This is a genomic window from Bacillus sp. ChL18, assembly GCF_026241425.1.
Classification (GTDB): domain Bacteria; phylum Bacillota; class Bacilli; order Bacillales; family Bacillaceae; genus Bacillus; species Bacillus velezensis.
Genome location: NZ_JAPHWE010000003.1, coordinates 299,660 through 326,482 on the forward strand (window position 1 = coordinate 299,660; position 26,823 = coordinate 326,482).

30 protein-coding genes and 3 pseudogenes are annotated in these 26,823 nt (G+C 37.9%); 20 read left to right on the forward strand and 13 right to left on the reverse strand.

The window, feature by feature from the left end; genetic code table 11:
• Positions 1-45 precede the first annotated feature (45 nt).
• Both OQ477_RS18005 and OQ477_RS18010 read right to left on the reverse strand, forming a co-directional pair.
• A complete protein-coding gene (locus OQ477_RS18005; protein WP_045555027.1) occupies positions 46-240 on the reverse strand; it encodes a hypothetical protein in 195 nt (64 codons plus the stop codon).
• A gap of 116 nt (positions 241-356) precedes the next feature.
• Positions 357-800, reverse strand: a complete 444-nt coding sequence (locus tag OQ477_RS18010) for an Rrf2 family transcriptional regulator (RefSeq protein ID WP_265973404.1) — start codon at positions 798-800, stop codon at positions 357-359.
• Positions 801-997: 197 nt separating this feature from the next.
• On the opposite strand from OQ477_RS18010, the gene OQ477_RS18015 reads away from it, so the two are divergent.
• The 5 genes from OQ477_RS18015 to OQ477_RS18035 all read left to right on the forward strand — a co-directional run bounded on the left by OQ477_RS18015 (position 998) and on the right by OQ477_RS18035 (position 5,153).
• Complete coding sequence (locus tag OQ477_RS18015) at positions 998-1,636, forward strand: NAD(P)-dependent oxidoreductase (protein ID WP_014416975.1); 639 nt, start codon at positions 998-1,000, stop codon at positions 1,634-1,636.
• A gap of 197 nt (positions 1,637-1,833) precedes the next feature.
• Entirely contained in the window at positions 1,834-1,959 is a 126-nt protein-coding gene (locus tag OQ477_RS20950; protein WP_257993772.1) for a hypothetical protein, read from the forward strand.
• A 534-nt stretch (positions 1,960-2,493) separates the two neighbouring features.
• Positions 2,494-3,069 (forward strand): TetR/AcrR family transcriptional regulator, encoded by a 576-nt coding sequence (locus OQ477_RS18025; protein ID WP_101670033.1) that lies wholly within the window; start codon positions 2,494-2,496, stop codon positions 3,067-3,069.
• A gap of 58 nt (positions 3,070-3,127) precedes the next feature.
• Positions 3,128-3,877, forward strand: a complete 750-nt coding sequence (locus OQ477_RS18030; RefSeq protein ID WP_101670034.1) for an SDR family NAD(P)-dependent oxidoreductase — start codon at positions 3,128-3,130, stop codon at positions 3,875-3,877.
• A 262-nt stretch (positions 3,878-4,139) separates the two neighbouring features.
• Positions 4,140-5,153, forward strand: a complete 1,014-nt coding sequence (locus OQ477_RS18035; RefSeq protein ID WP_265973405.1) for an NADP-dependent oxidoreductase — start codon at positions 4,140-4,142, stop codon at positions 5,151-5,153.
• A gap of 611 nt (positions 5,154-5,764) precedes the next feature.
• Here OQ477_RS18035 and OQ477_RS18040 read toward each other — a convergent pair.
• On the reverse strand, positions 5,765-6,793 hold the full coding sequence (locus OQ477_RS18040) for a fatty acid desaturase (RefSeq protein ID WP_265973406.1): 1,029 nt from the start codon (positions 6,791-6,793) through the stop codon (positions 5,765-5,767).
• 184 nt (positions 6,794-6,977) lie between these two features.
• On the opposite strand from OQ477_RS18040, the gene OQ477_RS21095 reads away from it, so the two are divergent.
• Both OQ477_RS21095 and cspC read left to right on the forward strand, forming a co-directional pair.
• Positions 6,978-7,118, forward strand: coding sequence for a molecular chaperone TorD family protein (locus tag OQ477_RS21095; RefSeq protein WP_416346538.1), 141 nt, complete (start codon positions 6,978-6,980; stop codon positions 7,116-7,118).
• A gap of 403 nt (positions 7,119-7,521) precedes the next feature.
• Entirely contained in the window at positions 7,522-7,725 is a 204-nt protein-coding gene (cspC, locus tag OQ477_RS18045; RefSeq protein WP_020955377.1) for a cold shock protein CspC, read from the forward strand.
• Between the two features lie 663 nt (positions 7,726-8,388).
• Here cspC and OQ477_RS18050 read toward each other — a convergent pair.
• Entirely contained in the window at positions 8,389-8,850 is a 462-nt protein-coding gene (locus OQ477_RS18050) for a CarD family transcriptional regulator (RefSeq protein WP_265973407.1), read from the reverse strand.
• Between the two features lie 453 nt (positions 8,851-9,303).
• On the opposite strand from OQ477_RS18050, the gene OQ477_RS18055 reads away from it, so the two are divergent.
• On the forward strand, positions 9,304-9,984 hold the full coding sequence (locus OQ477_RS18055; RefSeq protein WP_265973408.1) for an aspartate/glutamate racemase family protein: 681 nt from the start codon (positions 9,304-9,306) through the stop codon (positions 9,982-9,984).
• Between the two features lie 104 nt (positions 9,985-10,088).
• On the opposite strand, the gene OQ477_RS18060 is transcribed toward OQ477_RS18055, so the two are convergent.
• The 3 genes from OQ477_RS18060 to cotR form a co-directional block, all read right to left on the reverse strand.
• The gene (locus OQ477_RS18060) at positions 10,089-10,658 is read right to left on the reverse strand and encodes a DUF2812 domain-containing protein (RefSeq protein ID WP_265973409.1); all 570 of its coding nucleotides are present in this window, start codon (positions 10,656-10,658) and stop codon (positions 10,089-10,091) included.
• On the reverse strand, positions 10,645-10,962 hold the full coding sequence (locus OQ477_RS18065; protein ID WP_012116900.1) for a PadR family transcriptional regulator: 318 nt from the start codon (positions 10,960-10,962) through the stop codon (positions 10,645-10,647). The genes OQ477_RS18060 and OQ477_RS18065 overlap by 14 nt, the downstream gene beginning before the upstream one ends.
• Before the next feature lie 356 nt (positions 10,963-11,318).
• Complete coding sequence (cotR, locus tag OQ477_RS18070) at positions 11,319-12,284, reverse strand: sporulation hydrolase CotR (RefSeq protein WP_265973410.1); 966 nt, start codon at positions 12,282-12,284, stop codon at positions 11,319-11,321.
• Between the two features lie 190 nt (positions 12,285-12,474).
• Here cotR and OQ477_RS18075 point away from each other — a divergent pair, with 190 nt between their 5' ends.
• Both OQ477_RS18075 and OQ477_RS18080 read left to right on the forward strand, forming a co-directional pair.
• Entirely contained in the window at positions 12,475-12,951 is a 477-nt protein-coding gene (locus OQ477_RS18075; RefSeq protein WP_265973411.1) for a DinB family protein, read from the forward strand.
• 35 nt (positions 12,952-12,986) lie between these two features.
• Positions 12,987-13,352, forward strand: coding sequence for a cupin domain-containing protein (locus OQ477_RS18080; RefSeq protein ID WP_202729432.1), 366 nt, complete (start codon positions 12,987-12,989; stop codon positions 13,350-13,352).
• Positions 13,353-13,521: 169 nt separating this feature from the next.
• Here OQ477_RS18080 and OQ477_RS20955 read toward each other — a convergent pair.
• The 4 genes and pseudogenes from OQ477_RS20955 to OQ477_RS18095 all read right to left on the reverse strand — a co-directional run.
• Positions 13,522-13,629 (reverse strand): annotated as a pseudogene (locus tag OQ477_RS20955) (hypothetical protein); the annotation flags it as partial.
• A gap of 290 nt (positions 13,630-13,919) precedes the next feature.
• Positions 13,920-14,126, reverse strand: a complete 207-nt coding sequence (locus OQ477_RS18085) for a hypothetical protein (RefSeq protein ID WP_061581805.1) — start codon at positions 14,124-14,126, stop codon at positions 13,920-13,922.
• 85 nt (positions 14,127-14,211) lie between these two features.
• Entirely contained in the window at positions 14,212-15,609 is a 1,398-nt protein-coding gene (locus OQ477_RS18090; RefSeq protein ID WP_237731259.1) for an FAD-dependent oxidoreductase, read from the reverse strand.
• A 237-nt stretch (positions 15,610-15,846) separates the two neighbouring features.
• Positions 15,847-16,164, reverse strand: coding sequence for an ArsR/SmtB family transcription factor (locus tag OQ477_RS18095; RefSeq protein WP_153014813.1), 318 nt, complete (start codon positions 16,162-16,164; stop codon positions 15,847-15,849).
• Positions 16,165-16,506: 342 nt separating this feature from the next.
• Here OQ477_RS18095 and OQ477_RS18100 point away from each other — a divergent pair, with 342 nt between their 5' ends.
• From OQ477_RS18100 to OQ477_RS18125, 6 genes and pseudogenes are all read left to right on the forward strand, one after another.
• Positions 16,507-17,238: an IclR family transcriptional regulator gene (locus tag OQ477_RS18100; protein WP_061581807.1), complete on the forward strand. Its 732-nt coding sequence runs from the start codon at positions 16,507-16,509 to the stop codon at positions 17,236-17,238.
• A gap of 39 nt (positions 17,239-17,277) precedes the next feature.
• Complete coding sequence (locus tag OQ477_RS18105) at positions 17,278-18,456, forward strand: MFS transporter (RefSeq protein ID WP_061581808.1); 1,179 nt, start codon at positions 17,278-17,280, stop codon at positions 18,454-18,456.
• Between the two features lie 14 nt (positions 18,457-18,470).
• Positions 18,471-18,926 carry a heme-degrading domain-containing protein gene (locus tag OQ477_RS18110; RefSeq protein WP_265973412.1) on the forward strand — a complete coding sequence of 152 codons (456 nt, stop codon included), beginning with the start codon at positions 18,471-18,473 and terminating at the stop codon, positions 18,924-18,926.
• Between the two features lie 73 nt (positions 18,927-18,999).
• Positions 19,000-19,119 (forward strand): annotated as a pseudogene (locus OQ477_RS18115) (class D sortase); the annotation flags it as partial.
• A gap of 481 nt (positions 19,120-19,600) precedes the next feature.
• Entirely contained in the window at positions 19,601-19,921 is a 321-nt protein-coding gene (locus OQ477_RS18120) for a hypothetical protein (protein WP_061581810.1), read from the forward strand.
• Between the two features lie 397 nt (positions 19,922-20,318).
• Positions 20,319-21,665 (forward strand): FAD-binding oxidoreductase, encoded by a 1,347-nt coding sequence (locus tag OQ477_RS18125; protein WP_007609656.1) that lies wholly within the window; start codon positions 20,319-20,321, stop codon positions 21,663-21,665.
• A 73-nt stretch (positions 21,666-21,738) separates the two neighbouring features.
• Here OQ477_RS18125 and OQ477_RS18130 read toward each other — a convergent pair.
• A pseudogene (locus OQ477_RS18130) lies at positions 21,739-22,165 on the reverse strand (VOC family protein).
• Between the two features lie 189 nt (positions 22,166-22,354).
• Here OQ477_RS18130 and OQ477_RS18135 point away from each other — a divergent pair.
• Complete coding sequence (locus tag OQ477_RS18135; RefSeq protein ID WP_265973413.1) at positions 22,355-23,296, forward strand: cation diffusion facilitator family transporter; 942 nt, start codon at positions 22,355-22,357, stop codon at positions 23,294-23,296.
• 54 nt (positions 23,297-23,350) lie between these two features.
• Positions 23,351-24,388, forward strand: a complete 1,038-nt coding sequence (locus tag OQ477_RS18140; protein ID WP_265973414.1) for a flavin-containing monooxygenase — start codon at positions 23,351-23,353, stop codon at positions 24,386-24,388.
• 98 nt (positions 24,389-24,486) lie between these two features.
• Here OQ477_RS18140 and OQ477_RS18145 read toward each other — a convergent pair whose 3' ends face one another.
• Entirely contained in the window at positions 24,487-25,119 is a 633-nt protein-coding gene (locus OQ477_RS18145) for a hypothetical protein (RefSeq protein WP_032873053.1), read from the reverse strand.
• A gap of 271 nt (positions 25,120-25,390) precedes the next feature.
• Here OQ477_RS18145 and OQ477_RS18150 point away from each other — a divergent pair, with 271 nt between their 5' ends.
• Together OQ477_RS18150 and OQ477_RS18155 are read left to right on the forward strand one after the other, a co-directional pair.
• On the forward strand, positions 25,391-25,933 hold the full coding sequence (locus tag OQ477_RS18150; protein WP_265973415.1) for a cupin domain-containing protein: 543 nt from the start codon (positions 25,391-25,393) through the stop codon (positions 25,931-25,933).
• A 437-nt stretch (positions 25,934-26,370) separates the two neighbouring features.
• Positions 26,371-26,754 (forward strand): hypothetical protein, encoded by a 384-nt coding sequence (locus OQ477_RS18155; protein ID WP_108654910.1) that lies wholly within the window; start codon positions 26,371-26,373, stop codon positions 26,752-26,754.
• The last annotated feature ends 69 nt before the right edge of the window (positions 26,755-26,823 follow it).

Consider the following 26,823-nt stretch of genomic DNA (forward strand, 5'->3'; position numbering starts at 1 on the left):
ACCCCATACCTCATTATTTTTATATACAGAACATATTCGTTTAAACTAAGATTTGCGGTTTCTTTTATACCAATCCGAGATTTCCTCAAGTCTTTGTTTGAACTTAGCTTCTGAACCTTGAGTTGTTGGATAGTAATACTCACGCCCTATTAAAGAATCTGGCATCGTCTGCATTGTCGTTAATTTTTCCTCTGTATCATGAGCATATTTATATCCCTTACCGTAATCTAAATCTTTCATCAAAAGGAGCAGACTTTATGTCTGTTCTTTTTCATAAAAAAGCCACTTTTTTAATCAAAAAATCAATATCAATTCGGGGCTGGATTCAATATGATAAAAGATTTTCTGTGAATCATTTAACAATTATTGATCAATTTTTCTTTTTCAATAATATCCTTTACCACATCCTCAATTGTTATATGCCTAAGAGCTTTTTCCAAGGCAGATTGGGCGATTTCAAATATTGGACCAATTGTACTTTGAATGTTCCGGCCTACAGGACATTGAGGATTGGGATTTTCATGTATACTAAACAATTCTTTATCTTGAACAACATTAACTGCTCTATAAACATCAAGTAAGGTGATTTCAGTTAGATCCTTCGCTAATTCAGCTCCTGCAATACCTGGCCGAACATTTACTAAACCTGCTTTTTTCAGCATCCCCATAATTTTTCTTATGAAGGCGGGATTTGTATTTACACTTCCAGCTAAAAATTCAGAAGTGCTAATTCCGTCTTCATTTATTTCAATAAGAGCCAATATATGAATTCCTACAGCAAAACGGCTGCTAATAGACATGATTTCTTCACCATCCTAATTACTTTACACTCTTTATAGTACACTTGTAACTGATTGTATTACAAGTTCTTTTACTCTAATATGCTCAATTAACAAGATGATAAAAGTATTGACAAATAAATAAGGTGTAACTAAAATTATTACATGTAATCAATATGGTTACATTTAAAATTTTGAATGATTAGGAGGAATTTAAATTGAAAATTGGAATCATTGGTGCAACCGGAAAAGCTGGAAGTCTTATCTTGAAAGAAGCGGTAAGCAGGGGACATGAAGTAACTGCAATTGTAAGAGATGCTGCAAAACTTAAAGAGGAAAAGATTTCAATCATTGAAAAAAATATAATTGATCTTACATCGGATGATCTAAAAAAGTTAGATGTAATAGTTAATGCCTTCGGTGCTCCATTAGGAGAAGAACAGGCACATGTAGATGCTGGCCGGGCATTAATTAGGGCATTAAAAGGAACGGGTACAAGAGCTGTAATTGTAGGTGGAGCAGGGAGTCTTTATGTAGACGAAAATAAAACTGTCAGTGTAATGGATACACCTGATTTCCCGGAGATTTTTATTCCAACAGCTAAAGGGCAAGGTCGTAACTTGCAAGAACTAAAGGAAACTTCTGATATTAACTGGACATTTATCAGTCCTTCAGCGGTATTTGACCCAGACGGGAAAAGAACTGGATTTTATCAGTCAGGAAAAGATCATCTTCTTGTGAATTCGAAAGGCGAAAGTTATATCAGCTATGCAGACTATGCAATTGCAGTATTGGATGAAATTGAAAATCCAAAACATATAAATGAACGCTTTACAGTTGTTGGAGAAGCTGAATAAGTTATTGAGTAGAAATAAAGTGTACCATTAGTGTCATCGCTAATGGTATCTTCCTTCTAAGAATCTACGGAGACATTGAAAACTTTGCAATCAGAGTAGCTGATTATTTTTATGAAAAAGGGGATTTATCACGTTCCAATGAATATTATCGACTGAGATTAAAGCGAGACGAAAAAATAAAAAAAGGGAGATTATTAATGAAAATCAGCCGGACTTTGTTTACAGTCATTTTATTGGGCAGCATCGCAGGAGTGGTTTTAACAAATGATGCCCCTGTTATCAAAGCTCCTTTTCACGTTGCTGATGATAGAGTAGGTGCTTAGTGAGTTGGACCAAAAAAATATGTATAAAAAGCTCTGACTAGCAACCTTTTGGATTAGTTAGAGCTTTTTTATTTGACTGTGTTACCCAGTGTAATCCTCCGTATTGTTTAATACACTTTAGTTTGAAAATCCGGGAAACTCTTCTACAGTTCCTATTTCGTGTCCAAAGTGTGAATATTCCAGCGGGGAACTTAACTGAAATGAGGGGTATTTTCGAAAACACACCAGTATGCTCTATGACCTGCCGTCAATGACATTAAAGAAATGATTTGATGAAAAATAAAAAGGAGCGATATTCGTTAAAATTCAGGTAGTAGCCATACATAGACATATAAAACACATGATTTAATTCTAAATTCTTTACCGATCGTTCTAAAATCTGATATACTCGAAACACGTTAGATCTAACTGTTTTGCTACTCAAATGAGAATGATCGTTCTTTAATTATTTAAGAATGAGGGAGGGATGAATGCATCAATGATTCTCAGGCCTTTCTCAGAATAAAGAGGTAATACATTCTAAGGTGGGATTACATGGCTAGAAATAAAGAATTTGATGAAAAAAAAGCATTAAGAAAAGCAATGGATCTTTTCTGGGAACAGGGTTATGAAAAAACATCCATGCAAGACTTGGTGGACCATATGGGCATTCACCGCAGAAGTATTTATGATACATTTGGCGACAAACATACTTTATTTATGCGAGCCTTAAGTCAGTATGTAGAAATAATAGAAGGCCGAATGAAGAATGAAGTGAAAACAGAATTAACGGTTAAGCAGGCTATACGAAAATTATTTGAAATGGTTATATATCCAAAACAAAATCAGCCAAAAGGGTGTTTAGCTGTTAATGCAGCTGTTGAATTATCCCTAATAGATGAAGAAGTTGCTAAGAAAATTACAGAGATTTTTATAAATGCGGAATCCTTATTATTTGATCTGCTCAAACATGGTCAAGAAAAAGGGGAAATTCCTAAACACTATGACATTAAAGGGCTTTCTCAATTCATTCATAATTCACTCGTAGGGGTGCGAGTGTTAGCAAAAACGACAAATGATAAGGAAAAATTAGAAAACATTATTAATTTGACTTTGTCGACACTAGACTGAATCTATTTTGTTATATGGATTAACTAATTAGAAAATTTGTTTTCGAGGAGAGAATAATATGAAGTACACAGTTATTACAGGAGCAAGCTCAGGTATAGGATATAAAACTGCCCTAGCGTTTGCTGCTCGCGGCAAAAACTTAATTATTGTAGCTAGAAGATTGGATAAATTAGAAGAGCTTAAATCAGCTATTCAGAATATTAATCCTGATTTGGATGTTATTATTCGTACAAGTGACTTATCTGTCACAGCTCAGGCATACACACTGTATGACAATTTAAAGGAATATCAAATTGAGACTTGGATTAATAATGCCGGGCTTGGTGAATCTTCTTCTGTCACGGATCAGAATTTAGATAAAGTGGAAACCATGCTACGTGTAAACGTAGAATCCTTAACGATTCTTTCTACACTATTTGTACGTGATTATACGGATGTAGAGGGAACTCAGTTAATTAACGTATCATCAGCACTCGGATATGCAATTGCTGTTGGCAGTATTACTTATTCTGCATCTAAATACTTTGTTAGTGCATTTACAGAAGGGCTTGCAAAAGAACTGGAACGCAAAGGTGCGAAAATGAAGGTGAAAGTTTTAGCACCAGCAATCACGGAAACAGAATTCATGAAAACTGCATCTGATACGAAAGAATATGATTACAAAGCAAATATCCCGATGTACCACACAGTTGAGCAAGTGGCGAGTTTTATGATGGAGCTTTATGACAGTAATCAAGTAGTAGGAGTTGTAGACGGAAACTATGAATTTCAATTAAGAGATCAAATCTATCCGATTCTAGAGATGTAATATTTCAAGTTATTAAACCTATATAACGATGCTCTATATTAATAACACTAGGAAGATGAGAAACATTTATTCACAGTATCGGTTGTATAAAATTTAATTATTTGAGAATGATCGTTCTAAAAATAACTACTGTTTAGGTGCAGGGTTAATCATAAAATTGGAAGTCAGACTTCGCTAAAAGTAAGATTCCCCTCCACCTAAACGATTATATAAAAAGGTAAAAACCCAATAAATATAATATGACAGAGGTGCTGATAAAAAAATGAAAACACTCATGAAAGCAGCTCAGATCACCAAGTACTCAAAAGATCTCTATGCCCAAATCAATGACATTCCAATTCCAGAAATCGATGACAACGAAGTCTTGGTAAAGGTCAAAGCTGCGGCGGTCAATCCGCTCGAAATGTTAATCATTACAGGCAGCGTCAAACTGATTCAAGATTATGAATTCCCATTAACGCTTGGCAATGAATTGACAGGAGTTATCGAAAAAGTCGGAAAAAATGTGGCAGAATTTCACGTAGGAGATGCCATCTATACACGTCTCCCCCTCGAAAAAATTGGTGCTTTTGCGGAATATGCCGCAATTGATGCTGCCGCAATTGCACCCATGCCAAAAAGTTTGTCTTACGTGGAAGCCGCTGCTGCACCACTGGCTGGACTCACAGCGTATCAAGGTCTGCATGAAGAACTTGAGGCACAGTCAGGTAAATCTGTCTTCATTCCAGGTGGATCAGGCAGCTTTGGTCAGATGGCTGTACCAATCGCAAAGGCAATGGGCCTAAATGTCATTGTCAGCGGCAGCTCAGAAGCGCGCGAACGCATTTTGGAAATGGGCGCAGATCAATATTTGGATTATTCAACAGAAAACTATGTTGACTTGTTGTCAAATGTGGATTACGTGATTGATACACTGGGACCTAAAGAATTTGACAGTGAATTGAGTATCATCAAACCGGGCGGAAGATTGCTCTCTCTCCGTACAGGACCAAATAAACGTTTCGGAAAAGACCGAAATTTCCCATCGTGGAAACAAATACTATTTTCCCTTGCTGGCGCAAAGTATGATCGCAAAGCCAAGAAACAAAACGTGGAATACCATTTTATCTTCGTTCGTTCTGACGGCGCACAACTTAAAGAGATTACCAAAATCATTGAAGAAAACAACATTGTCCCAGCAATTCATCCAACACAATTCACCATAGACAACGTAAATGAAGCGTTAGAACTAGTCGCAAATGGACGGCCAAAAGGGAAAGTGATTATTCAATTTTAAGGGGAATACGAAGAAAGCAGTCATTAAAGTTGAGATCGTTTATGCAAAGGATTTTGAAAGGCAATAATAAGGTGTTACAAACCGCGAGTTCTGCTGATTAAGAAATGGAAAGATAAAAAGCTGGATCAAATCATAGAAAAACTTCATCAAGCCGGAGTTCATTATAAAACATGGAGAACTAGCTATTTCAATTGTTCTTATAAAAAATGTTGAAATGTAATTAAGTTAGGCGGTTACTCTAATAGACATGTCACCAGTAACAAGACATTAACTGTCTTGAAATGAAAACCTACTCCATTTTTACTCCCAAATAAAAATAAATCGAAGTAAACACTCATAATCAAAATAAACAAATGCTGATATTATAGGCTTTTGTAATTCATAATAAAGAATCACTTTATTGAGAGCCCAGCGGGTGAATAACCCGTGGAGGTTCAAGTCCTCTCGGCCGCATCCTAATGATACCAAGGGTTTTGACACCTTTGGTATTTTTTTGTTGTAAGTGCATGTGGCATTAAAAAAGTGCTGACCTCTGCACAAATTCATTGCGCGAGTCTGCACTTTTATTCTGCAAGATACACTGTCCTTTATCATCGATTATGGGCGTTTATTTAATCCGTTCTAATCCGAGCTGATACCTGGCTTTTAGAAGTTTTTTTAAAGTGGGTAAAACCAACAAATTTTTTGCCTTCTTCATCCCATAGGCGGAACTTTAACGACTTAATACTTGTTGCCAGTGTGATGGTCGGAACGTTTTGCAATGGTTCAGTGTTGTTATGCACGATTTCAAGCTTATAGTTTGGGACTCTTGGGCTTAAATGATGAACATGATGGAAACCGATATTGCCTGTTAACCATTGCATGACTTTTGGAAGCTTATAAAAAGAGCTTCCTTCAACGGCTGCTTTTACATATTCCCAATGCTCATCTTCTTCGAAATATGAATCCTCAAACGTATGCTGAATATAAAACATCCAAATTCCGAGGGAACCCGATATCATAAAAATTGGCGTCTGGACCAGCAGAAAGTTTTGCCAGCCGATAGCCCAACATAAAAGTGCTGCCAAAGCGACGATCCCCAGGTTGGTTACATATGTATTCATCCGTTCTTTGCGTTTTGCCCCTTTACGATTAAAACGATTGGTAATCCCGAAGACGTAAATCGGTCCGATAATAAACATAACAAACGGATTTCTGTACAAACGGTACATTATTTTTGTCTTAGTTGAGGCTTCTTTATATTCCTCAACAGTCAGTACCCAAATATCGCCCGTACCGCGTTTGTCCAGGTTGCTGCTTGTCGCATGATGGACAGAATGATCGTGTGCCCAATGATCAAACGGATGCAGAGTCAGAATTCCTGTAATTGTTCCAAGGATTCGATTCGCCTTTCGGTTCTTAAAAAAGGAATAGTGGCAGCAATCATGAAAGATAATGAAGGTTCTCACTAAAAAACCTGCCGCAACGACAGAAATCGCTGACGTAAGGATATAAGAAATCGACAAGCTCTTATAGGCCAAATACCATAACAGGAAAAATGGCACCAATGTGTTAATGATTTGATAAATACTTTTTTGTAAATCGGACTTTTCATAAGGGGTAACCAGTTTTCTCAAAGTCCTTAGGTTTTGTTCATTCATTTTTAAAAGCTTCCCCTTCCCTGATGTTCTTAATCTGCGTATAGAAAACGTTTTATTGCCTTTGAAGTCCCAGCTGTCATATTCCATGTATAATAAGTATCTTTCCTAATCCTGTGTAAAATTATTGAAGGTCAGAAAATGATCTCCATCTCGATTAAATCTTTATTAGCAATGGCCAGCCGGGATACAAAAAGCGTATGAAGATTATACCCGGCTCTTTATCGGGCCAAACTCTCTCCATGCTCCCCTATGTGAATCAGTTTATTTAGACCGTAAACTTGATTGTTTGAGGAACAAACATGACAAGTTAATAGCGTTAAAATAGGGGTATACCTGAGTGATCGTTTGGAAACATGTGCAGAAACAAAGCTATACCAGTGAACAGCCAAGAATATCTTGTACTTGAACAAGAAACAGCTGAGCTTTTTAAAGAAACCTTTAACAATCAATATGAAGTACTGGGTTTGAAGGCACTCATGATTCATTTTCACGGTGTTTTCAAACCATAGCTATTAATAGGCATCTTATTTTGCACTGGTATCGACAGGTTTAACAAATAAAACATGAATGAACACATTATTAATTTGCAGTTATTTCCGTTTCGTGCTATGATAAAGGAGAATTATTTTTGTTCGTGTAAAGGATAGTATGAATATCGACTTTTCGTCTTGATGATACTTTGGGCAAGGATAGTAATACAATGTGTAACACACTAGGAGGCAACAAAAATGGAACAAGGTACAGTTAAATGGTTTAATGCAGAAAAAGGTTTTGGATTTATCGAACGTGAAAATGGAGACGATGTATTCGTACACTTTTCTGCAATCCAAAGTGACGGATTCAAATCTTTAGACGAAGGTCAAAAAGTATCGTTTGACGTTGAGCAAGGTGCTCGTGGAGCTCAAGCTGCTAACGTTCAAAAAACTGCTTAATCTTCAATCGTTTATACAAACAGGCTCTTTATATAGGGCCTGTTTTTTTATGTTCTCTTTATCATACTGAATAAAAAAACCCTACTCAATGTTCGAGTAGGGACAGTTGCTACAAGGTAAGAAAAAGGTTTAAAACCTCAAAGGATTGTTTACAGTATAACATACCGGATTGACGATATGTGGAATATATATAAATGATTTGTTTTTATGTTCTCAATATAACTGTATGTTATTCTTTGTTACAATTCGCATGTCTCTTTTATGAAAAGAAGATAAACAACTGCTATTCACTGTCGCAAGAGATGTAAGAAATTCTTAAAGATAAAGAGGGGAGTGGTTGTTTTTTCTTCTGGAAATAATCACATAGACCTAAAACAATGAAAGCCCTGCCTCTCTTCCATCCTTACGGCTCCTTGTCCGTGCCAGTGTGAATCAGGATTACAAAAATCAAGTGACTATTTCATCGAGTTTTTTGATAAAACATCAAATGTTCGTTGAAGAAATTTCTAATAATAAAAACAGATTAGATTGTAGGAATAATAAAAGAGGTTAATGTTCTAAAAGTAAGTTGATGAAGTTAAGCGTCTTCGAAATATTTTAATCGTAATATTCCGAAAACTCGTGGGTGCTTTTTGGAATGCAAAACATTATTTAAAATTAACCTTAACAGAAACTTTTTATTTGTTTTTCAGTGATTCCTTTAATGACTTCCAGTTCACTAATCAAAAATTCATATGCATTATCCAACATTTTTTTTTCGCTTGAATTAAGTGCTTTTTCTTTCTTCATTCGCATTAAATCACGTACAACTTCAGCGCCTTCTTGTATTTCACCCGTTTTTATTTTGTTCGTGTTTACTACATACCTTTGCTTCCATGGCAGTAACCTATCTGATTCACCATGCTGAAAAATGTGTATAATGTGTTTTAATGCACGTATATCAGTAACTGGCCGTATATTTGAACTCAATATTTTACGCGTTGGAATCATAACTGTCATATTACTGATTGACATTCTTATGACATAATACTGTTGTTTTTCCTCCAAGAATTGTTTTTCTTCTATGGCTTCAATTGTACCTGCTCCGTGCATTGGATAAACAATGTTATCGCCAATTTGAAACATATAATCCACCTCCATATATGGGAACTTAACTTAAGGTTATCATATATGGAGTGAGATATCAAATTTTTAATGATAACACGGTCGTTTATTGGTGTCAATAACTTTTTTTTAAAAAAACAACATCAAAACAAGAGGGAACCTGTGGGATTCCCAAAAAAGGAAAGATCAATTTGTCCGTGTATATCTTGGAATCTCGACTAATTAACAGAGATCAGTTTTTCGTTGAAAATGAGTTATTAAATCTCCTTTAGGAGTTCATGACTTGACATCAACGACACGTTTACTAATCTATATGGGCACAATTTAATCACCGATTTTTAACCATAATTCAATTAATGAAATGATAAAATAGGAGAAGACAGCCAAAAAGAAATGAGTGCAGATTCAGATGAGAAACACAAGAATAACTCATCGTAATCGTATTCGTACATATTTTTACAGAGGAGGACAATTATGATTGGAATACTGGCAGGAATGGGGCCAAAATCTACTGGGCCATTTGTAGATAAGGTAGTAGACGAGTGCCAAAAAATATATGGAGCAATACATGACATGGATTTCCCTCATATGATGATTTATTCTTGTCCGACTCCTTTCTATATGAATAAACCTCTCAATCATACGGACATGGAAAAGGCAATTATTGAGGGAGCTGTAAAGCTTGAAAAAACGGGTGTTGATTTTATTGCCATCCCATGTAATACCGCACATATCTATTTTAATCAAATAAAAAATGCGCTTTCAGTCCCTTTACTAAACATGGTTGATGAAACCATAAAAAAAATATCTAAAGGTTCAAAAAAAGCAGCTCTTTTAGCCACCGTCCCTACGGTTCAATCTGGAATATTTCAAGAAGCGTTAAACAGAGAAGGTTATGATTTTTTACATCAAGATAGTTGGCAAATCTATGTCGATCACATAATAGAAAAGATTAAACAAGGTCAAATCGATGAGGCTGGTACATTCTATGATGAATTACACCGTGAATTAGCAGAAAAGGTTGATACGGTTATCATTGCATGTACGGATTTAAATATTGTCACGGATCAAAAAAGAAGCGAACTTACCTTTGTTGATTCATCAGCTTGTCTCGCTCAAGCCATTGTAAATAAGTATGTATCATTAACAAAATAAGCCGTCTGATTTATCAGCAAATGCAGGGCGCTTTTTTCCGTTAAAGCGCCCGGCTTCGGCAGATATATAATCCTCGATTACTTCTTGAATGTAACTTCCCCGTGTTATTGTTCCTTTAACATTGAATATTTTCGATACGCTTTATAGTAACTGATGCCGAAGACAACAGCCATAAGAGCGGGAAGCGACCTTAAAAGGGCAAATGGAGTTTCAAATAAAAATGCTTTCCAAAACATTGCGCCTTCCATACTCCACAGACCTTCAGTTAAATATAAACCTGAATCCTTGTAAATCAAATAAGAATAAAATAAGCAAAGTAAACCAAAACAAGATGAAAACCCCATTAATCTTTTATAATAACTACTCTTTGATTGGCGATCCGAGAAGATTTCATTTTGATCATCATCTTCTTTTTGCCAATATCGAGTTCCGCTGAGCCATGGGCTGTTTATATAACTCCAGCCGAAGTCTTCATAGATCTCTCTGTAGTCTTTGAACTTTTTCTTTGATAAATAATCATGATAATCCAGTCGCATCACATATCTCTTGTCGGTTTTTTCGAAAGTGTATATTCCTAATCCGCTGATATTTGTACAGCGATAGCCTTTTTGTAATTGCTCGTTCAGCCATTGCTCCTCTTTTTCAATATCAAAAAACATCTTAAATGTCTTCATTCGATTCACTTCCTTCGTACAGGGATAAAATATGCAGTAACCTGTTTTGTTCCATTTTCAAAATGGCGCTTCCTTCCGCAGTTATCATATAGACTTTTCTCCGGCCCGACTCTCCAACAGGTTCAATCCAGCCATGCTTATTCAAGTTTTCAATCGCGCCGTATAATGTGCCGGCTGCTAAAATAACAGTTCCGTTACTCATCTTTTCGATCTTCTGCATGGCGGCATAGCCATGAAGCGGCTCCCGCAAGGCTAATAAAATATAATGCATGGTTTCAGACAGCGGTAATAATTTATGTTTCATATCCTCATCCTCTATTCAGTCTGACTATATAGTTAAACTTAATACAGTCCAACTGAATAGTCAATGGTCTTTTCAAAATTTGTCAAAGGAACTTGAAAATCAAATCTAAAAAGTCGCTTTTCTTACGTAATGGGAAGCGGCTTCTGGGTAGTCCTATTCAATTAAATAGCCCGATTGTTGGATGTAATGCTTAACTTCAGTGCTTGAAATGCCGGGCGGTAATAAGCTTTCACTTTATCGAATGCCCAGCGTATAAATACCCCATGAAGGTCCAAACCCTCTCAGCCGCATTAAAAATACCAAGGGTTTTGAGTCCCTTGGTATTTTTTGTTCATTGTTTTAAGATGTGAATTTCCTTAGTGGCTGTCGTTCCAGTTTTTCTCTATAAATGTATTCGCAGGCTGTAAGTTGGTTTTGTTCGCAATTTCAATGACAGCGGGCACCACGGAAGGGTCCGTTTTGGAGAAGTTAGGAATCCGCGGATCTAACCGGAAAAAGCGGTCTCCCAGCAGGTTCGCGCTGACCATGGATTCATAGTAGCCATTTCCGCCGGCGATCATCTGAAGAAATGGCAGTAAAGGTTCATTAGGCGACCTGTCCAAAAGGACTCCCCAATTTGGAGGAAGGTTCTTCAGATTTTCGGGACGTATGTTATCCGCACTTACCATTCCCCACCCCCTCGTATCTCTTCTTAACCGAGTCGGGGCTTCACCTGTACCGATGGATAGCGCCGCAATTTGATCCAATGGCACGTTGGCTTTACCAACCGCAAACGCGATACTGGCCGTACTTGGGTTCGTTGCCACTACATATCCGTCCACGTAGTTTTGATAGGCTCGCTGCGTCGCGGGGGCACCGCTGCTCCGCAGTATGACATCACTCACTTTCTCATTTAAATAGGGAGAGCCGGGAAAGTTGTGAAATAATACGGGCGTCCAACGATCCAGTGCGGGGGAGTATAATTTGAATGAAGGGACAACAATTCGTTTTTTTACATCTTTAAGACGAAGGCCTGGCGGGAAAAAGTTTCGTACCGCTTTAATAAAACCGGAATATGGTAATTGTTGATTGAAAACAGGTCCGCCCGGCCGGGAAGTGCTGAATGCGGGCAGGATTTCATCCTCAAAATACTGAAGTGTTTCCTTCGGAGATCTTCCGCTTGCTAATGCAAGGGCAGTAAATGAACCGATTGAATTTCCCGCAAATACATGGGTTCGACTTATTAATGCTGGATTTTCTTCAGCCAGTCTGTTCAATAGTTGTAAACTTAAAGCACCTAAGGTACCGCCCCCGTCAAATGTCATGATCCGATATTTTGCCAAAGCTGATTTCTCCTTTCTGATGAAAACTATCATTCAGTATATGTTCAGCCAGAGTCTATTGTATGGATGAATGAATATCTTCTTATCTTAAATTACCAATCAAGCGAGTCGGGAAAGAATATGTTTTTTATTTAAAGAGGTTTTTTCCGGGAAGAAGGAGAATTATTTAAAAATAAAAGGGGGAAAACACTTGAATACGATTGACCTTATTATTTTAAATTTTGAAGAAGTAAGACGGCGAAGCATCAAGTTATGGACAGCTATACCTGAGGAAAAAATGGACTGGCGCCCGGATTCCGAAGCAATGTCGTGTAAGGAAATGATAAGACATGTATTAGAAGCGGAATTTCTTTATCATCAAATCTTACTAAAACAAATGAATGAGTCTTCAAAGGAATCTAAAAACCCGTATGAATCAAAAACGTTTACGACAGTAACCGAAGAATTAGAATTTGCAAAACCGTATCGGGCCGAGTTTTTGACATTCATCAAATCGTTAAACGAAACAGATTTAACAAATATAAAGATTGACAGGTCTGATGTTGGATATATTCGCGAACTAGGAGACATGTTATTAAGAATCGCTTACCATGAGTCCGTACATACCGGTCAGCTTTTAGACTATCTCAGAACTGCTGAAGTGGACAGGCCTTTAATTTGGGACTAGTTAAATGATTGAGTTTTACACGGGAAGGGGAAAGAATGGAATATAGACCGATTAATTTTCAAGAGAAATTAGCTGCGTTCCAAGATCAATGGTCTCCAAAAGTAATCGCTGAAATGAATGATTATCAATTTAAACTTGTTAAGGTACAAGGGGATTTTGTTTGGCATAAGCATGACGAAACAGATGAAGTCTTCATTGTCATTAAGGGTAATTTAATCATTGAATTTCGTGATGGAGAAGTAAAATTAAATGAAGGTGAAATGTTTGTCATTCCGAAAAATGTTGAACATAAACCTTATGCAGAATCAGAGTGTAACATTTTGCTTGTAGAACCTAAAGGTGTTGTGAATACCGGGCAGGAAATAACTGATCAAACAGCTGAAAATGATGTCTGGGTCTAGCCTGTTTCAAAAAAACGATCAAAAATATAATCATTACCTTACAGATGTTAAAAAACTCCGCGGAGGTTTAAATCCTCCCGGCTTCATCTCAATGATACCAAGGGTTGTAGAACCCTGGTGTTTTTTTATGTTCTTTTTTGTTTCTGAAGTTTACTCCTTTTTACTCCACTTAAAATAGCTCATCCAACTTGTCAGGAGTTACTTTCTGTTTATTCTGAAATAAGTGACCATAAACATCAATTGTTGTTTTTATTGAAGTGTGCGCTAAGCGCTTTTTTCATGTTTTACAATTTCACTTCATGGTTATGCATCTAGTGAAAACAAACATTAGTCTGGGACAACGGCAGAGAAAAAGCGGATTGACAATGCTAAGCGTGTTTTCAAGATTACCCCTGATAGTTGGTCTATATTTTGATCCTTTCGAGTTATGCACTTCACATCTTTAATAAATAGGCAATGCAATGTATAAACATGGAGTTTCCTAAAAATAACAAAGTGATGATATATGACGAAGAGGACTGACTTGTTAAAGGAGACATGCTCATCCCCACCTTCTTTATTGAGCTCTCATTTTTCAGATCCTTTTAATTCTTTATAAGCTAAAAGGAAATTTTCATAAGATCTACGGCCTAAGCTATTAGTTTGTGCTCCGAATAACCGTTGAAATGCTAGTTCTTTCGCTTGATCGACTGTATTTTGATGTGCATTCATAATCAGGTTCATATATGAAAGAAAATACTCTTTATTTAATGTACCTGCATGATTAATAGTCATGATTTATATCCTCCTTCAGATTAAACTATACTTTTTTAAAAAAAAGGGAGTAAACAATATGATTACTCCCTTTCTAACCTCTTATTTAACAACCACAGTTTGAACTGTTACTACCTGTACTACATGAGTTTTCTTGATGTAGATTTATACTACAAACACCCGTTTCAGGTAAATCAAGTTCTACTCTTCTCGCGGATTCATAATCCCCTGCAAGAGCAGCCGAAATTGATCTCACCTGCTCATAGCCCGTTGCCATGAGAAACGTTGGTGCACGTCCATAACTCTTAGCTCCTACAATGTAAAAGTCTTTCTCAGGTTGACGAAGCTCTTCTTCTCCATGTGCACGAACCGTGCCGCAGCTATGAAGGTTAGGATCAATTAATGGAGCTAAGTCTTTTACACTTTCTGTAATGGAGTCAATAGATGTACGCAATTCGCTAATGATTGTAAAATCCGGACGATTCCCTGCATTTACGATGATTTCGTCTATATTTGAAAGGATTTTCTCTTGTTCATTTTGATTTCCTATCATCTTCATACCATTCACTGAGGCTGTAACATGGTGAATTCTATATGGAGTTATGACCTCCACTTTTCCAGAATCCACAAGATGATGAATACGGCTTCCAAGGGCTCCTCTTGCCGCAAGAGCATCCTTTTCTTCTCCGCCATATGCATCTTCGACCTTTGGTTTTCTCATAATCCAAAGAATTTCAGTTTTCGGATACGTTTCTTGCAATTGGGCTAACTCTAATAAAGCGTTGATAGCTGAATGACCGCTGCCCACAACGGCAACACGCTTATCAGCATAACGATCCTTTTCTTTCTCTGATACATTAGGAATGCCATAAAAGATATGCTCTTTCAGTACTTGTTCATCTTTTAACCATACACCACTAGAATTGACAGGGTTAGGGTTTCCCCACGTGCCTGAAGCATCTAAGATTGCTCTTGCTTTGTATGTTTGAAGCACCCCGCCTTTTTCTGCATAGACGATGAATGGTTTATTCTCACGGCCTGCCGTTTTCATTTTATCTGTTTCCTCACGTGTAATGGAAAGGACTTTGGTATTTACATGTACATATGGTTTAATTTCTGCAATATTTGCTAATGGCTCTAAGTATTGTTCTACAAGCTCTTTTCCTGTTGGTAATGTTTCTAAGTTTGGAGATATCCATCCATGGTGTTCTAAAAGAGCCTGTGCAGCCTTATCAATGTTATAGCGCCAAGGAGAGAATAAACGAATATGCTTCCATGTTAAAATATTGGCTCCTACTTGCGATCCAGCTTCTAATAAAATAAAAGGCTGTCCTTGCTTTGTTAAGTGTGCTGCAGCAGCTAATCCAATTGGTCCTCCTCCGATAATGACTACAGGCAAATGTCTGTTTTTATTGACTTCTTCTTTCATATTAACTGGAGAAGAATTAGTTTCTGTTGAACAACAAGACACAGTATTTAATGGAATATTATTAATAGGTTTCATAAGAAATCCTCCTTGTTTTTTAGTAATGAAATGCTCTAGTTAATTGGAATATCAAAAAAATTGATTTATTAGTTATAAAAAAAGAACTGGTTATCTTCACCACCTTTTACGTCTCCCTGCAATAAGAGCCTACTCCCTTCTTACTAACAGTTAAATCACTTCGTTTAGGTTTAATATATATCAAAAAAAATTGATATATATATGTTAAAAATGTATATGAGCTATGAAAGCTCAATATTACATTGGTCGGAAGATGCAACATAATTGTTCTGATAACAGCGCATCTACTTCCTCTTTATTAATACTGTAATAATTCCATGTTCCTTTTTTTGTTTTATGAAGTAAGTTTGCATCTAACAAGATTTTTAGATGGTAAGAAAGTTTAGACTGTGAAAGGCTAAAAAGATCTGTCATATCGCAAACACACAGTTCCCCACTTTGGCACAGCTCATAGAGAATATGTAACCTTTTCTCATCTGCTAATGCTTTGAATTTTTTTTCGTATATAGAAAATGAATTACCCATTACTTCGTTATAGAAAGGCAGCTGTTTCATAAAATTCTCCTTACATCAATTTTTTTTGATGTTATGAGTATATCCTCATTTTTATCTTTTTACAACTGTTAAATCAAAAAAAATTGATGTGTTAATAAAAAATACTAACCTCCTTGAGGCATCATTCCATTTTTCCTTATCAAACGATACCTGCAGGAACTTCCGCTCAATTATCTCTTTGAAAGATCCCGCTATTCATAATTCCTTCAAGGGTAAATAATTCGTTCATATTTTGTGAATGCTACATCTAAAAGGTTTTAAATATAGAAACTTTTATTCTTTTTTTGATTTTTATTTCTCGACATTTTATGATGAACATCGTACGAGAGAGAGGTGAATCCATTGAAGCAATACGAAGTAGCTACACTGAAAAAAGGACTTCTAATTTTAGATGCTTTACAAGAAAAAGGTATGACCCTTAGTGAAGTTATACAAACATTCTCATTTAATAAATCAACAGCTTTTCGTTTGTTATATACCCTTGAAATAATGGGCTATATCAAAAAAATTGATAATTCCTATAGTCTTACTAATAAAGTGGGATCTTTATCTACTTCCTATAACTCAAAAGCAAATTGGTTATCGGTTCCACCTTTACATGAGTTGAGCAGAGAAGTTGGGGAAACAGCCTATGTTGGAATCCTTTATGGAACGGACGTAGTGACAGCACAAGTTGTTGACGGCTCCCATTCTATGAGGGCACACTCAGAGGTTGGTGACCGGGCTCCTGTACACTTAAGCGCTCTGGGAAAAGTCATATTAGCCTTTATGGACAAAAACAAACTCGAAGGAGTCCTTAAAGAATTGATATTAGTGCAAAAAACTAAAAATACATTTGCGGACTTGCATTTATTGAAAGAACACCTAAAGGTCATTCGTAAGCAAGGATACGCAGTAGATGACGAAGAGACAGAATTAGGCCTGCGCTGTATCGCTGTACCGGTTATTTTTGAGGGGAATGTGGTTTCAGCTGTGGCGATATCTGGTCCGGCATTTCGTTTAAATAAAAAATTAGATAAGGCTTATAGTAAGAAACTTATTCAATGTAGTTCGCGTATATCAACAATGCTTTGATGGAACACATCATAAATGCTGAGGAGGGGAATGTGAAAAATGTCAACAAAAGTATACATCGCCTTATTTTCTTTGGCCATTAGCGCTTTTGCCATTGGAACAACCGAGTTCGTCATTGTAGGCTTACTTCAAACAGTTGCTGATGATCTATCTATTTCTGTAACTAAAGCTGGTGCTTTAATTTCTGGTTATGCAGTAGCAATAGCTGTTGGAACTCCGATTGTAACAGCTATTACAGGGCGCATTCCTAAAAAAGGCTTTTTACTCATCTTAATGATGGTTTTCATATTAGGTAACGCAATGTCAGCCATTGCTGAAACATATGAAGTATTAATGGTCTCACGAGTTATTACTGCTATCGCTCATGGGGTATTTTTTGCAATTGCAGCTACAGTCGCTGCCGATATCGTACCAGAAAACAAAAAAGGAACAGCTATTTCAATTATGTTTACTGGGTTAACAGTAGCAACCATAGCAGGTGTTCCAATGGGGACTTATATTGGACAACACTTTGGTTGGCGCGCTACATTCGGTGCGGTAGCTGTACTCGGCATTATTGGGCTGATTGTAAATATATTTGCCGTTGATAAAGTAAACAGACAAACAAATCCTCCTACTCTAAAAGATGTAGGGAAACTTGTGAAAAACCAACGTATTCTGCTGGCATTATTAATGACTGCTCTAGGATTTGGCGGAACCTTTGCTTTGTTTACCTATCTCGCTCCTATTCTCCAAGAAATTAGCGGGTATTCATCAGGATCTATTTCATTGTTACTTTTAGTTTACGGGGTTGCCGTGGCAATTGGAAACATAGCAGGTGGGAAAATGGCAAACCGGCATCCTGTTAAATCGTTACGTTTTGTATTTTTATTTCAAGGAATCGTACTTTTATTACAAATGGTACTACTGCCTAGTAAAAGATTAAGTATCTTATCCATTATTCTGTTAGGTTTATTTGCATTTATGATGTCTCCAGGAGTTCAAGCGTACATTGTAACGCTTGCTGAAAAATTAGTACCTTCTGCAAAAGATATTGCCTCTGCATTAAATATATCAGCCTTTAATGTAGGGATTGCTGGAGGATCTGCCTTAGGCGGAGTAGCAGTAGACTATTTAACGTATTTGGATACGGCATGGATTGGTGCCATTATGGCAGCATTCGCATTTCTTCTATCCGTACTGAATTATAAATTAGATAAAAAACAAAAATTATTTTAAGGGAGAGTTTATTCATGAACTTGCAACAACTGGAAAACGCAGAAAATGAATTACAATTTGAAACATTTACAAACGAAGATGCTTTAAATCTCGGTATGACATTAATTTATTATGCAAAAGAAAATAATAAAGCAGTAGCTATCCACATTGAACGTAATCGAGTACCTTTATTCACCCACTTAATGGATGGTACATCTGAAGAAAATGTATTCTGGCTATATCGAAAAAAACGCACAGTGGATCATTACAACCGAAGCTCACATTATATTGGAGCAAGATTCGACGAGCAAGGAACGACTCATGATGAAAGCTCTCTTCTTCAATCATCGGATTATCAAGCTGTAGGCGGCTCGTTCCCTATTCGTATTAAAGGCGCAGGGGTAATTGGAACTGTAACAGTAGCAGGGCTTACCCCTCAACTTGATCATGATTATGCTGTCGAGGGAGTAAAACGTTTCTTGAAAAAATAAGGTGTTAATGAACGAAAATCAATTAAAGGTTAAGCTGTCATATGGAAGCTTTTCATAAATCGCAGACTAAACAGATACGTCTATTATTACGCTGCAGCATAACAAAGAGGAGCTCATTCTTACTTCTTGTTACGCCTTTTCATATTTCGGTAACGCTCCAAAGCGATATAACATTTATGCAAAACGGATATGAGGAAATCAGAATATCAAAAAAAGGCTGACGAAAATTTTCGTCAGCCTTTTTTACTTACGGGACACAAACCCATGTAAGTGTTAACTGTTGAAGTTGCTCTTAGGGAAAGGTATTGGTTTCTGTTATAAAAAAGATAAGGAGCAACCTTGTCAGGATGCTCTTTTAAAATATTATAACCATATTGATCCAGGACGTGTGTATTGCATTGAGCGGGGCTCCCAGTAAAAACAGTGAAAAATTCTGTAGGTTATTTTCATTCTTCGATCCCATAAAGAGCTTGCAGTCTTTGGTGCAGCAGTAATCTTGTATTCACTTTTACTGAGAGAAAGTGCCTTAAAATCATGCAGTCATCCAGAATCTGTTGTATCGATAAATGAAAATTGCCCTAAAAATGTGCCGGTTCATCATAATACCAGTCCAAGCTGCAGTTATTTCTTTACATAGTATGTAGAGATTAAAAAATGAGAGAAGGAGTGGCGTAATGTATTATAACGAAGGTGAAGATCAACAGTACGTTCAGAAGAAAAAGCCATACAACGAAGCCTGTGACCTTGGCCATGATTTTGATATGGCGGACGACGCAGCAAGAGCGGAAGCAGCAAGAGAAGCAGAAGCGAGAGCCAGAGCGGAAGAGGCAATAGCAAGAGCGGAAGAAGCAAGAGCCAGAGCAGCAGAAGCGGCAAGAGCAACAGCAGAAGCAAAGGTAAAAGCGGCAAAATTAGCAGCAAAAGCGAAATGTAAAAAACATCATAAGAAAGAGAAAAAACAGGATTGCAAACGTAAGCACAAGAAGAAAAAATAAGAGCTTTTCATCATGTAAAAGATAAGATTCAATGTGTATTGATGTTATCCGTACAGGGGTGCAAAAACGATAAAGAATAAGATTCTTGTCGGGGGTCAAGCAGAAAGATTGCTCAGCCGGTGTCTCATCAGAACCGCGCATGGCAGGGCAAACATAATTTCTATGGACTTCCATAGTTAAGTCGGGATATCACGCCAATAAATGTAAGTGCCTATCATGATAAAAAAGGCAGGAGAGACAAGAGTTTCGGCAGCTTGCCGCTCTTGTCTTTTTTTGTTTTTATATCATCTTCGCGTATATGTGTCTATTTTTAAGTTTGCAGAACATCTGTCTAAGAATTTGTCCAATTCCTACATATACTGGTATCGGAATCAAATGCTTATTGGGAGTGAAATAGATGGGATCAGCACAGTTAACGGGACGCGTCATCTTCAAAGGGGACCCCGGCTATACAGAGGCGGTTAAGAATTGGAACCCTTATGTTGATGTCTGTCCGCTTGTCTTTGTTTTTGCACAAAATTCATACGATGTAAGTAATGCTATTAAATGGGCTCGTGAGAAGAATGTGCCTATGCGTGTCAGAAGCGGCCGCCATGCTCTGGATAAAAATCTTTCCACGGTAAGTGATGGGATTGTTATTGATGTGAGTGACATGAATAAAGTTTTCTTAGATGAAAAAAACGCGGTAGCAACCGTTCAAACCGGCATTCACGTCGGCCCGCTTGTAAAAGGTTTAGCTCGGGAAGGTTTTATGGCCCCGTTCGGAGACAGTCCAACCGTCGGAATCGGAGGAATCACAATGGGAGGCGGATTTGGAGTGCTTTCCCGATCGATCGGCCTGATAAGCGATAACCTTCTCGCACTGAAAATGGTAGATGCCAAAGGCAGGATTATTCAAGCAAATCAATCCCGCAATGAAGATTTACTGTGGGCTTCCAGAGGCGGCGGGGGAGGCAATTTCGGATATAACACCCAATATACGTTCAAAGTTCACCGTGCCCCTAAAACCGCAACCGTCTTTAATATTATTTGGCCGTGGGAACAGTTAGAAACGGTATTTAAAGCGTGGCAAAAATGGGCGCCGTTTACAGACGAACGATTAGGATGCTACCTTGAGATTTACAGCAAAGTAAATGGCTTGTGCCATGTGGAAGGATTGTTCCTCGGTTCAAAACCAGAGCTGGTTCAATTATTAAAACCTTTATTAAATGCCGGAACGCCGGCACAAACAGTAATCAAAACACTATACTACCCGGATTGTATAGATTTCTTAGATCCTGACGAACCGATTCCCGGCAGATCGGATCAGAGTGTTAAATTCTCCTCGGCGTGGGCGCTCAATCTTTGGCCGGAAGAACCTATTGCAGTAATGAGACAATTTTTAGAAAAAGCGACCGGGACAGAAACCAATTTCTTTTTTATCAATTGGGGCGGCGCGATAAGCAGAGTTCCAAGCAGTGAAACAGCCTTCTATTGGCGCCGGCCATTGTTTTATACGGAATGGACGGCCAGTTGGAAAAATAAATCACAAGAAGCTTCGAATCTTGCATCAGTTGAAAGAGTGCGTCAGCTGATGAAACCATATGTAACAGGTTCATATGTGAATGTTCCGGATCAAAATATCGAGAACTTCGGAAAAGCATATTATGGCTCAAACTTTGCAAGGCTTCAAAGAATAAAGGCGAAATACGATCCCGAAAATGTATTCCGTTTTCCGCAAAGCATCCCGCCATCGTATAAATAGTTTGATCGTTTTGGGAAACAAATAAAAAACACACCAGAACATTCAGGTGTGTTTTTATTGTTGCTAAATTTGGTTATTCAATTGCATCCCAGTGCGGATTCCAAACGATTTCCCATAAGTGTCCATCGGGGGGGTGTCTTGGAAGTGACGGCATATCCGCCCCAAAAAGTATCATGAGCGGGATCAGTTATCGTTGCTCCTGCCTGTTTTGCCTGTTCCATGACTTTATCGACTTCAGCTTTACTGCTGACGTTATGTCCTCATGTAAATTCCGCAGTACTTGGAGCAGTGAACGTAACGTTTGATTCATGTGCGATGTTTTTGCGGTTCCAAAGGGCAAGTTTCAGTCCCGTTTGCAAGTCAAAAAAAGCAGCTGCGCCATGTTCAAATTCTGTACAGGCTATTCCTTCTGTAGGCAGACCCAAGCCATCCCGATAGAAGTGAAGAGATTTTTCTAAATTGTCTGCGCCTGAAGTAATTGCTGTAATCCGCGGCTTCATAGCAATCATTGATTAAGAGCAATATAAAGTATTGGACATTTTCACCGAAAATATTTTGACATTTCAGTAAAGAACCTATATATTCATATATGAGCACATAATCATATATGGTTATTTTGTCCATGTTAGAATGCTTCATAACAGAAAAGAAATAATAAATGCAGTGTATGAGATAAGGAGGAGATTTTTATGGGTCATAATCACAATCACGCTGGCGGATCCAATAAGAAGGTTTTATTGATCTCTTTTATCGTGATTACAGGTTATATGATAATAGAAGCGATAGGCGGATTTTTAACCAATAGTTTAGCGCTTTTGTCAGATGCAGGCCACATGCTTAGTGACTCAATCTCATTAATGGTTGCTCTGATTGCTTTTAAATTGGCCGAAAAAAAGGCAAGTCATCATAAGACATTCGGCTACAAACGATTTGAGATTCTTGCAGCTGTGATAAACGGTGTTGCATTAATAGTGATTTCCCTTTATATCATTTATGAAGCAATCAAACGTTTCTCTCATCCGCCGGAGGTAGCAACAACCGGCATGCTGACGATTAGTATCATCGGGTTAGCTGTAAATATATTGGTTGCTTGGATTATGCTGAACGGCGGAGATACAAAGAATAACCTGAACATAAGAGGGGCTTACTTACATGTGATAAGTGACATGCTCGGATCTGTAGGTGCCATACTGGCTGCGATCCTTATCATCTTCTTCGGGTGGAGCTGGGCAGATCCAGCGGCCAGTGTCATTGTGGCTATTCTTGTTCTGAGAAGCGGTTACCATTTGACGAAAGACTCCATTCACGTATTAATGGAAGGAACTCCGGAAAATATCGATGTCACTGACATCATTCATACAATTGAAGAGACAGAAGGAATTCAAAGCATTCATGATTTGCACATATGGTCTATCACAAGCGGATTGAATGCTCTTTCCTGCCACGCTGTTGTTAACGATCAACTGACCATTTCAAAAAGCGAAAGTATTTTACGCAAAATTGAACATGAACTTGGAGATAAAGGCATTACACATGTAACCATTCAAATGGAAACAGCAGCGCATAATCACGACAATACGATTCTTTGTCAGGCCCAAACTGAGAATCCGCGTGACCATCATCATCATTAATAGGTGTTCACTTTGTCTTCTGACAATTAAGCTAAAACCGGAGGGGGGATTCATATGTACGACACAATAGTGATCGGAGCTGGTCAGGCAGGGATCTCAGTAGGATATTATCTAAAGAAGTCGAAACAAAAGTTTATCATTTTGGATAAAAGTCATGAAGTGGGAGAAAGCTGGAAAAACCGGTATGATTCATTGGTTTTATTTACTTCTCGAATGTACAGCTCTTTGCCTGGAATGCAGCTTGAAGGAGACAAGCATGGACTCCCTTCAAAAAATGAAATTGCTGCTTATCTGAAAAAATATGTTGAAAGATTTGAAATCCCAATCCAATTACGGACAGAAGTAATAAGTGTCCAAAAATTAAAGAACTATTTCTTAATAAAAACAAACCGGGAAGAATATCAAACGAAGAATCTTGTGATGGCCGCAGGTCCTTTTCATACCCCTAACATTCCATCAATATCAAGGGATGTAGCCGATCATATTCATCAATTACATTCTTCACAATATAAACATTCAAAACAACTGGCGCCTGGGAATGTACTGGTAGTCGGCGGCGGGAATAGCGGGGCTCAGATAGCTGTTGAATTATCCAAAGAAAGAGTTACATATTTGGCTTGCAGTAATAAACCGGCTTATTTCCCTTTATGGATTGGAAAAAGAAGCATCTTTTGGTGGTTTGATAAATTAGGAGTTTTACATGCAAGTCATACATCAATATTAGGCAAGTTCATTCAAAAGAAAGGTGACCCCATCTTTGGGTATGAATTAAAACATGCAATAAGACAGAAGAAGATCATCTTAAAACAAAGAGTCATAGCCGGAAAGCAAAATGAAATCTTTTTTAAAGACTCATCTTCATTAGAAGTAAACAATATCATATGGGCAACTGGTTTTAAGAATCCGCTTTGTTGGATGAAAATAGAAGGTGTTTTGGATAAGGAAGGCCGAATTATACATCACCGGGGTGTTTTTGCTGTGGAAGGATTGTATTTTATTGGTTTGCCTTGGCAGCATAGGCGAGGTTCAGCGCTGCTTCAAGGTGTAGGAAATGATGCTGAATACATTGTAAAACAAATGAACGGTGGATAGACTGAGGAGAGCAGTAACTTACGTGTTTACTGCTCTTTTTTGTGTTGAATAAGTCCGGTTATGTGACTGTGTAAAGCCGAAAAAATCTTTTGGCTTAATTAATAAGAAGATCCCTGACTCATTGATTGTGCAACATTCTGACGTACTTCCCGAGCTAACTGCGCGGCACGTAAGGAAGCCTGCCAAATAGCCGGACTCACTGCAGATTGACTGATGGATAATGCCTGTTGTGTGGCTGGAACCATTGGTCTTAGGAGATTTTCCGCCTCGTCTACAGATGACGCGTATTGGTGACCGGCTGCTCTTCGCAGGTCTGCTATCGCTGCGGGGAAGTTTGACCATAGACGAAGTATTGAATTCATGCAGCCAACCATAAGAGGAAAATGAGGAGCCCGGCCTTGTCCGGAGGCGAGAAGCTCTGCCGCGCCTAAAGCGGAATAAACGTGATAGCTCAACGGAGTAAGGTATTTCGCGTGTACAATATGAAGTTCTCGTAATCCCCAAGTGTCTGGAAGAAATCTGAATTCTGAACTCATACCGCATCCCAGAGCGAGTGCTCTGCTGACAGCCTGCAAGTGTTTCACTACCGCAGCCATTGATTGTTGAAAGGAGGATGAGTGTATTGGAATTTGTTGAATCGCAGATAAATGGCTTCGCATTTTATGATTTGCCTGACTTAAATCAGGCTGCTGTCTGTAATCATATACATAATACGGATAATAATAATACATATCTAAACTCCCTTTATGAATGACTTTTAGGAGCAGGATATGCACCCAGATTGTTTTTGATAAGGGCATGTGCCTAAGTTATCCATCAGTGCAACTATTTTAGTCCGTGCATATTCAGTTGGTATTTTTTATGCAAACGGATTTTGTGGCCAAAACGTTTCTGCTAACTTAAGTCTTTTAGGCTGAACAAGGGAATTTCTTAGTGTGGCACACTCTCATTACAAAACGCATAGGATAATATCACAAAAATTTAAAATTGCGGGGATGAAAAATGTATTATATACCTTTTTCGCATCAATGTTATTATTGTGTGAATGTACCGATGTATAGCGATGGAAGATCTGTTTATTGGACTATTCCAAATAACTATGGTGATTTGCGTCCTTCATACGAAGATAGAAACCTTCTCTTGAAAGATTATGGACCAAAACCATTTGTCGTGAATATCAATAAAGCCGCAAAACAAAACAATACGTTCCGTACGGCCCTATGGACAGGAGAGCATTTTCAAATTACTTTGATGAGTCTTGGTATTGGAGAAGATATCGGTTTGGAGATCCATCCTCACGTAGATCAATTCTTACGGATTGAGCAAGGCCGAGGGATAGTTAAAATGGGCAAGAGTAAAAATAATTTAAGTTTCCGAAGAAATGTCTATGATGATTATGCCATTGTTGTCCCTGCCGGCACTTGGCACAATGTTATTAATACGGGTAATACGCCGTTAAAACTATATTCAATTTATGCTCCTCCCAACCATCCGTTTGGTACAGTTCATGTGACAAAGGCCGATGCAGCGGCTGCGGAAGATTAGTATAGGATTCCAGAGGACTTTGCTGCTGCAAAGACTATAGAAAAAATGGTATTGGGACAGCATGATGAAATGGCTGAAACACAAAATATTAACGTTTCAGCTTGTCATAGTGCAGTTGATGCGATGCTTTATTCCACAACTTTTCAACAGCAAATGTGGTTTTTGTCTGACCATTTTAATTGATTGGCAGTCAGTGAAAATAAACAATCCGCAGGACATTTGCAGTGAATTCCTTTTTTATCCTGATAAGGGGATGTAATGTAAAGGTTTCTGTTTCTCTTCAAACCATTTGCTGATACGGCTTCGCGGAAGAAAATGACACGCTTTATTATGATTCATTCATCAATTGACTTCATATTATTTCATTTGATAACATAAAATGGTTATCGTGATTTTAAAAAAAGATACCCGTTTTTATAAAAAAAGGAGTCATAACGTTGCTGAAAAGGTTTTTTCTTGTTTTTCTTACGCTGATAATGTCTATATTTGCTGTATTCGCGGCTGCTGAAGAGTCGCCCGGCGATCGTGTCATTTCTTTTGACGAGCCTATGATTTTATTGATCTCGCTCGGAATCATCTTATGTTTGTTCATTCCGCCATTCGTCATGTCCTTTTTTGGCAGCTTGGTTGTGAGAATCATATCCGGAGTCTATCAATGTTTTATCGTCCTCACGTTTGCGGGGCTCATTCCGATTGGATTTCTGATTCCCAATGGCTTTTTGACAATTCTTGCTGCCGTACTGGGGACTTTGGTCAGTTCAGCCAGTGTTGCAGCCACCTTATTCGTTGGCAGGACAGAGAACACAAGTAAACTTTCATAAGCGGTTTTGACAACAATAACCCGCGTTCCGAAAACACCAAGTGTCACAGACCCTTGGTGTTTTTTAATT

What these genes read in the sequence shown, in the direction of transcription:
- OQ477_RS18055 (WP_265973408.1), top strand. Translation starts at nt 9,304, where the DNA reads ATGATTGGAATACTGGCAGGAATGGGGCCAAAATCTACTGGGCCATTT.
- OQ477_RS18135 (WP_265973413.1), top strand. Translation starts at nt 22,355, where the DNA reads ATGGGTCATAATCACAATCACGCTGGCGGATCCAATAAGAAGGTTTTA.
- OQ477_RS18080 (WP_202729432.1), top strand. Translation starts at nt 12,987, where the DNA reads ATGGAATATAGACCGATTAATTTTCAAGAGAAATTAGCTGCGTTCCAA.
- OQ477_RS18085 (WP_061581805.1), bottom strand. Translation starts at nt 14,126, where the DNA reads ATGACTATTAATCATGCAGGTACATTAAATAAAGAGTATTTTCTTTCA.
- OQ477_RS18145 (WP_032873053.1), bottom strand. Translation starts at nt 25,119, where the DNA reads ATGTATTATTATTATCCGTATTATGTATATGATTACAGACAGCAGCCT.
- OQ477_RS18140 (WP_265973414.1), top strand. Translation starts at nt 23,351, where the DNA reads ATGTACGACACAATAGTGATCGGAGCTGGTCAGGCAGGGATCTCAGTA.
- OQ477_RS18050 (WP_265973407.1), bottom strand. Translation starts at nt 8,850, where the DNA reads ATGTTTCAAATTGGCGATAACATTGTTTATCCAATGCACGGAGCAGGT.
- OQ477_RS18095 (WP_153014813.1), bottom strand. Translation starts at nt 16,164, where the DNA reads ATGAAACAGCTGCCTTTCTATAACGAAGTAATGGGTAATTCATTTTCT.
- OQ477_RS18120 (WP_061581810.1), top strand. Translation starts at nt 19,601, where the DNA reads ATGTATTATAACGAAGGTGAAGATCAACAGTACGTTCAGAAGAAAAAG.
- OQ477_RS18125 (WP_007609656.1), top strand. Translation starts at nt 20,319, where the DNA reads ATGGGATCAGCACAGTTAACGGGACGCGTCATCTTCAAAGGGGACCCC.
- OQ477_RS18010 (WP_265973404.1), bottom strand. Translation starts at nt 800, where the DNA reads ATGTCTATTAGCAGCCGTTTTGCTGTAGGAATTCATATATTGGCTCTT.
- OQ477_RS18150 (WP_265973415.1), top strand. Translation starts at nt 25,391, where the DNA reads ATGTATTATATACCTTTTTCGCATCAATGTTATTATTGTGTGAATGTA.
- OQ477_RS18005 (WP_045555027.1), bottom strand. Translation starts at nt 240, where the DNA reads ATGAAAGATTTAGATTACGGTAAGGGATATAAATATGCTCATGATACA.
- OQ477_RS18105 (WP_061581808.1), top strand. Translation starts at nt 17,278, where the DNA reads ATGTCAACAAAAGTATACATCGCCTTATTTTCTTTGGCCATTAGCGCT.
- OQ477_RS18065 (WP_012116900.1), bottom strand. Translation starts at nt 10,962, where the DNA reads ATGAAACATAAATTATTACCGCTGTCTGAAACCATGCATTATATTTTA.
- OQ477_RS18035 (WP_265973405.1), top strand. Translation starts at nt 4,140, where the DNA reads ATGAAAACACTCATGAAAGCAGCTCAGATCACCAAGTACTCAAAAGAT.
- cspC (WP_020955377.1), top strand. Translation starts at nt 7,522, where the DNA reads ATGGAACAAGGTACAGTTAAATGGTTTAATGCAGAAAAAGGTTTTGGA.
- OQ477_RS18025 (WP_101670033.1), top strand. Translation starts at nt 2,494, where the DNA reads ATGGCTAGAAATAAAGAATTTGATGAAAAAAAAGCATTAAGAAAAGCA.
- OQ477_RS20950 (WP_257993772.1), top strand. Translation starts at nt 1,834, where the DNA reads ATGAAAATCAGCCGGACTTTGTTTACAGTCATTTTATTGGGCAGCATC.
- OQ477_RS18090 (WP_237731259.1), bottom strand. Translation starts at nt 15,609, where the DNA reads ATGAAACCTATTAATAATATTCCATTAAATACTGTGTCTTGTTGTTCA.
- OQ477_RS18110 (WP_265973412.1), top strand. Translation starts at nt 18,471, where the DNA reads ATGAACTTGCAACAACTGGAAAACGCAGAAAATGAATTACAATTTGAA.
- OQ477_RS18060 (WP_265973409.1), bottom strand. Translation starts at nt 10,658, where the DNA reads ATGAAGACATTTAAGATGTTTTTTGATATTGAAAAAGAGGAGCAATGG.
- OQ477_RS18030 (WP_101670034.1), top strand. Translation starts at nt 3,128, where the DNA reads ATGAAGTACACAGTTATTACAGGAGCAAGCTCAGGTATAGGATATAAA.
- OQ477_RS18040 (WP_265973406.1), bottom strand. Translation starts at nt 6,793, where the DNA reads ATGAATGAACAAAACCTAAGGACTTTGAGAAAACTGGTTACCCCTTAT.